The sequence below is a fragment of the Lutibacter sp. genome (assembly GCF_040883305.1).
Lineage (GTDB): Bacteria > Bacteroidota > Bacteroidia > Flavobacteriales > Flavobacteriaceae > Lutibacter.
The window spans coordinates 1-4,977 of record NZ_JBFLKT010000306.1 but is presented as its reverse complement, the minus strand read 5'-3'; the positions used below and the strand labels follow the sequence as shown (position 1 = coordinate 4,977).

The window sequence follows — 4,977 nt, the reverse complement described above, 5'->3', positions numbered from 1 at the left end:
TCTTTTGGTAAAAAAGAAACACGTACTTATGAGCCAGAAGAAGAAAATGAAGAATTAGCTGCAAGAATACACGATGCTGCATACCAAAAATGTTATGACATCGCGAAACAAGGAACTGCTAAACACGAAAGAAGTGCTGCTTTTGATGCAGTAAAAGAAGAAATAAAAGCTTCATTTACTGAAGAAGAAGTTACTCAATTTGGAGGATTAATCGGAAAATATTTCGGTAAAGCTCAAAAAACAGCTGTTCGTGAATTAACTTTAAGTGAAGGTTTACGTTTAGATGGAAGAAAAACTACTGAAATTAGACCAATTTGGTGTGAAGTAGATTACTTGCCATCAACACACGGTTCTGCAATTTTTACTCGTGGAGAAACACAAGCATTAGCAACAGTTACTTTAGGAACATCAAGAGAAGCAAACCAAATAGATATGCCAACTTACCAAGGTGAGGAAACATTCTATTTACATTATAACTTCCCTCCTTTCTGTACAGGTGAAGCAAGACCTTTAAGAGGAACTTCACGTAGAGAAGTAGGACACGGAAACTTGGCACAACGTGCATTAAAAGGAATGATTCCTGATAATTGTCCATATACAGTTAGAATTGTATCTGAAGTTTTAGAATCTAACGGTTCATCTTCAATGGCAACTGTTTGTGCTGGTACAATGGCATTGATGGATGCTGGGGTTCAAATGAAAAAACCAGTTTCAGGTATTGCTATGGGATTAATTTCTGACGGTGATCGTTTTGCTGTTTTAAGTGATATTTTAGGTGATGAAGATCATTTAGGTGATATGGACTTTAAAGTTACAGGAACTGCTGATGGTATTACTGCTTGTCAAATGGATATTAAAGTAAAAGGATTATCATACGAAATTTTAGTGAGTGCATTAAAACAAGCTCGTGATGGTCGTTTACATATTTTAGGAAAAATAACTGATACAATTGCACAACCAGGTGCAGAAGTAAAAGCACATGCTCCAAAAATGGTTTCAAGAAGAATTCCTAACGAATTTATTGGTGCATTAATTGGACCAGGAGGAAAAGTAATTCAAGAAATGCAAAAAGAAACTGGATGTACCATTGTAATAAATGAAGATCCTGTTACTGAAGAAGGTATTGTTGAAATTTTAGGTACAGATCCAGCTGGAATTGAAGCTGTTTTAGCAAAAATAGATTCTTTATTGTTCAAACCACAAGTTGGAAGTGTTTATGAAGTGAAAGTAATCAAAATGTTAGATTTTGGTGCTGTAGTTGAATACACAGAAGCTCCTGGAAACGAAGTTTTATTACATATTTCTGAATTAGCTTGGGCACGTACTGAAAATGTAACTGATGTTGTTAATATGGGTGATGTTTTTGATGTAAAATACTTTGGAAAAGATCCAAAAACTCGTAAAGACAAAGTATCTAGAAAAGCATTGTTACCAAAACCTGAAGGATTTGTTGAAAGACCTCCTAGAGATAATAACAGAGGACGTGATAACCGCGGAAGAGATAACCGTAGAGACGATAGAAAACCAAGATCTAGAGATTAATTCTCGAAAATAATATTTTTAAAAGCTCCTCATTTCTGAGGAGCTTTTTTTATTTAAAACTATATTAAAACAGAAAGAAGCCAACAATTAAATAAATTTAGTTGTAACTTGGCTTCTTTCATTTTTAACAGAAACGTACTAATCTTTTAGCTTTCTCTGTTAATATTGATTCCTTAGAATTTACTAACCCATTAATAATTCTAAGTATCAAATTTAAGTTTGAGAAACTAATCATCGATTAAAACCGATGATTGGTTTTCTACTCACTTAATAATAGAAATGACTAACCCATACATTTCTATTAAGTGTTTAGTGAAATTTTCTATAATTAAATTCATAAAAGAGTTCAATATGTTCGATTTCTTTTTCTATACAATTTCCCATTTACAAAAAAAATCGCTGAAAAATTTTACATAATTTCAACCTTTTGATCCACAAATGTTTTAATTGGCAGCACAACTAAACCAGTATTGGTTTTTATTGTGATACAAATATTATCTATTTGTTGAATTACTCCTTCAATTTTTTTAGTTTTTATATGCTGTCCAACTTCAAAGTTTTTTCGCGAATAAAACCCAAACAATAAACGTGTAATCACGTCCCTAGCTCCTAATCCAAAAGCAATTGTAAACGATATTAAAACAGAACCTAGTATAAGCGTTAAATTACTTGTAATAATTTCTGTATCTATTCCAGCTTGATTTAAAGCGGTAATTGAAACCACAACAACAATTGCATAAAAAACAATATTTCCAACTAAGTTAGAGCCATTAACCTCTAAAGATTTAAGAGTATCTTGAACAGCTTTTTTTATTACAGAAGCCAAATAAACACCTATTACAAAAATTAATAACGCACTTATTAGAATAGGTAAATATCCAATAAAACTTGCAATTCCTTCAGAAACCATTGTTAAACCGATACTTTCTGAGGCAATTATAATAAAAATTAGAATTATTAAATATTTTACAAACTTTAATAAAATTTTAGATGGAACAATATCATAGTCGTTTTTTCCAAATAACTCAGCTTCATTTAGTTTTGTAGTTAATGAATCAATGTTTGATAGCTTCAATAATTTTTTAAGGATATAGTTTACAACTTTTAAAATTATCCAAGCAAGAAGAACAAATCCTATTGCCATTAAAATTTTTGGAATTACACCTAAAAATTGACTCCATAAATCTTGTACAAAAGTAAAATTAGCTTCTTGTAATTGAATTAATATTTTCATTGTTATTTATTTTTGGGTTAGTACTACTCTTTATTCGAATTATTATTTTTAATAGGCTTTTTTTCTGTATCTAAAAATTCTCCTACTGTACTAGGATATTTTACTACAAACAAATCAGCTATATCAATAGAAAGTTTAATTAACGAAATGTCGTTAATTACCTTTTCTCTTAATGCTTTTGGCACTTCTTCGTTATGTAATATTTTCTTAAATGGATTTTCCATTAATTAAGATTTTTATATACATTAATTAATTTTGCTTTTGCTCTCTTCAAACGCATTTTTACAGCACTCTCACCTATCTCCAACGATTCTGAAATTTCTTTTATTGAAAACTCGTCTTGATATTTTAACAATAAAATCATTTTATCACTTGGCTCTATCAACTCAAGTACTATCTTTAATTTGTCAGATTTCATGCTATAAATAGATGTATCATCGTCATCTAATTCATTCGAATCCGGTATTTCTCCTTCAAAATTCTTTTCATTTTTCTTATAATTATTACGTGTTACGTAATTAACACAAAAATTATATGTAAAGGAATATAACCAAGTAGAAAACTTAGCAGTTCCTTTAAATGTTCTTAGTTTTACAAAAAGTTTGATAAAAACATCGTGTGTTAAGTCCTGAGCCTCTTCTTTTGAAGAAGCAAATCCGTAACATTTATTATAAACCATAGCCACATGCCTGTCATACAAAACAGCAAACAAATGAGTATCATTCGATTTTACTATTTTTTGTACCAACTCGTTATCTGTTAATAACGTTATGTCGCTTGTTGATTTCAAAAATTAATTATTGGGTTATAGATTTAAGACCCTTTTAATGTTAAAAGGTCACAAAAAAATATTAAATGTCTTTTATTTTGTAACATTTTCAAAAATACAACGTATATATTATGTACGCTATGTATAAACATAAAAATTTTAGATTTTAAATGAGACAACTTAAAATTACAAAACAGGTTACTAATAGAGAAACCGCATCTTTAGATAAATATTTACAAGAAATTGGAAAGGTAGATTTAATTACTGCCGAAATGGAGGTGGAATTAGCACAACGAATTAAAGCAGGAGATCAAGTTGCTTTAGAAAGATTAACAAAAGCTAATTTACGTTTTGTTGTATCTGTGGCAAAACAATATCAAAATCAAGGATTAACATTACCAGATTTAATTAATGAAGGTAACTTAGGATTAATAAAAGCAGCAAAACGTTTTGATGAAACAAGAGGTTTTAAATTTATTTCGTACGCTGTTTGGTGGATTCGTCAATCAATTTTACAAGCATTGGCAGAACAATCTCGTATTGTTCGTTTGCCACTAAATAAAATTGGTTCTATTAACAAAATTAATAAAATGTATGCGTTTTTAGAGCAAGAGAACGAAAGACCTCCTTCTGCTGAAGAAATTGCAAAGAAACTAGACATGACTGTGAACGATGTAAAAGAGTCTATGAAAAACTCTGGTCGTCACGTATCTATGGATGCTCCTTTAATTGAAGGTGAAGATTCTAACTTATATGATGTATTAAATACAGGTGAGTCTCCAAATCCCGATAAAGCGTTATTACACGAATCTTTAAAAGTTGAAATTGAACGTGCTTTAGAAACCTTAACACCTAGAGAAGCTGATGTTGTTCAGTTATACTTTGGTTTAGGTGATGCACATCCAATGACTTTAGAAGAAATCGGTGAAACTTTTGATTTAACACGTGAGCGTGTTCGTCAAATTAAAGAAAAAGCAATTAGACGTTTAAAACATACTTCAAGAAGTAAAATATTAAAAACTTATTTAGGTTAGATTAATTACGAATTGGTAATTAATAATTCGATATAAAAAAGGCTGTTTGTTATTTTAATAACAAACAGCCTTTTTTATATATTTGCAAAAACTATTCTAAAAAAACTTCATAAAATGAATAAATTAATAGCACCCTCAATTTTAGCAGCTGATTTCGCAAATCTTCAACGAGATATTGAAATGATCAATAATAGTAAGGCAGATTGGTTTCATATAGATGTAATGGATGGTGTTTTTGTTCCAAATATTTCTTTTGGTATGCCAGTAATTAGCGCAATTAAAAAACATGCGACTAAAACAATGGATGTGCATTTAATGATTGTTAATCCAGATAAATTTATTTCGGATTTTAAAAAAGTTGGCGCAGACATTCTTACAGTTCATTACGAAGCTTGTCC

The 4,977-nt window shown here is 30.1% G+C and carries 6 protein-coding genes; 3 read left to right on the top strand and 3 right to left on the bottom strand.

From position 1 onward, the window contains the following. A partial coding sequence (locus tag AB1Z17_RS09810; protein WP_368051625.1) for a polyribonucleotide nucleotidyltransferase occupies positions 1-1,542 on the top strand: 1,542 nt, incomplete at its 5' end. Between the two features lie 409 nt (positions 1,543-1,951). Here AB1Z17_RS09810 and AB1Z17_RS09805 read toward each other — a convergent pair. From AB1Z17_RS09805 to AB1Z17_RS09795, 3 genes are read right to left on the bottom strand one after another with little or no spacing between them, the layout of a single operon-like run. Next, positions 1,952-2,776: a small-conductance mechanosensitive channel gene (locus AB1Z17_RS09805; RefSeq protein WP_368051624.1), complete on the bottom strand. Its 825-nt coding sequence runs from the start codon at positions 2,774-2,776 to the stop codon at positions 1,952-1,954. A gap of 23 nt (positions 2,777-2,799) precedes the next feature. Beyond that, the gene (locus tag AB1Z17_RS09800) at positions 2,800-3,000 is read right to left on the bottom strand and encodes a hypothetical protein (RefSeq protein ID WP_368051623.1); all 201 of its coding nucleotides are present in this window, start codon (positions 2,998-3,000) and stop codon (positions 2,800-2,802) included. Then, positions 3,000-3,566, bottom strand: coding sequence for an RNA polymerase sigma factor (locus AB1Z17_RS09795; RefSeq protein WP_368051622.1), 567 nt, complete (start codon positions 3,564-3,566; stop codon positions 3,000-3,002). Before AB1Z17_RS09795 ends, AB1Z17_RS09800 begins: the two co-directional genes overlap by 1 nt. A 149-nt stretch (positions 3,567-3,715) precedes the next feature. Here AB1Z17_RS09795 and AB1Z17_RS09790 point away from each other — a divergent pair, with 149 nt between their 5' ends. Beyond that, the gene (locus AB1Z17_RS09790; RefSeq protein WP_090225171.1) at positions 3,716-4,579 is read left to right on the top strand and encodes an RNA polymerase sigma factor RpoD/SigA; all 864 of its coding nucleotides are present in this window, start codon (positions 3,716-3,718) and stop codon (positions 4,577-4,579) included. Positions 4,580-4,693: 114 nt separating this feature from the next. Further along, on the top strand, positions 4,694-4,977 hold a 284-nt coding region (locus AB1Z17_RS09785), incomplete at its 3' end, for a ribulose-phosphate 3-epimerase (protein ID WP_368051621.1).

Coding starts and splice junctions, on each gene's coding strand:
- AB1Z17_RS09800 (WP_368051623.1), bottom strand. CDS start 3,000: ATGGAAAATCCATTTAAGAAAATATTACATAACGAAGAAGTGCCAAAA.
- AB1Z17_RS09805 (WP_368051624.1), bottom strand. CDS start 2,776: ATGAAAATATTAATTCAATTACAAGAAGCTAATTTTACTTTTGTACAA.
- AB1Z17_RS09790 (WP_090225171.1), top strand. CDS start 3,716: ATGAGACAACTTAAAATTACAAAACAGGTTACTAATAGAGAAACCGCA.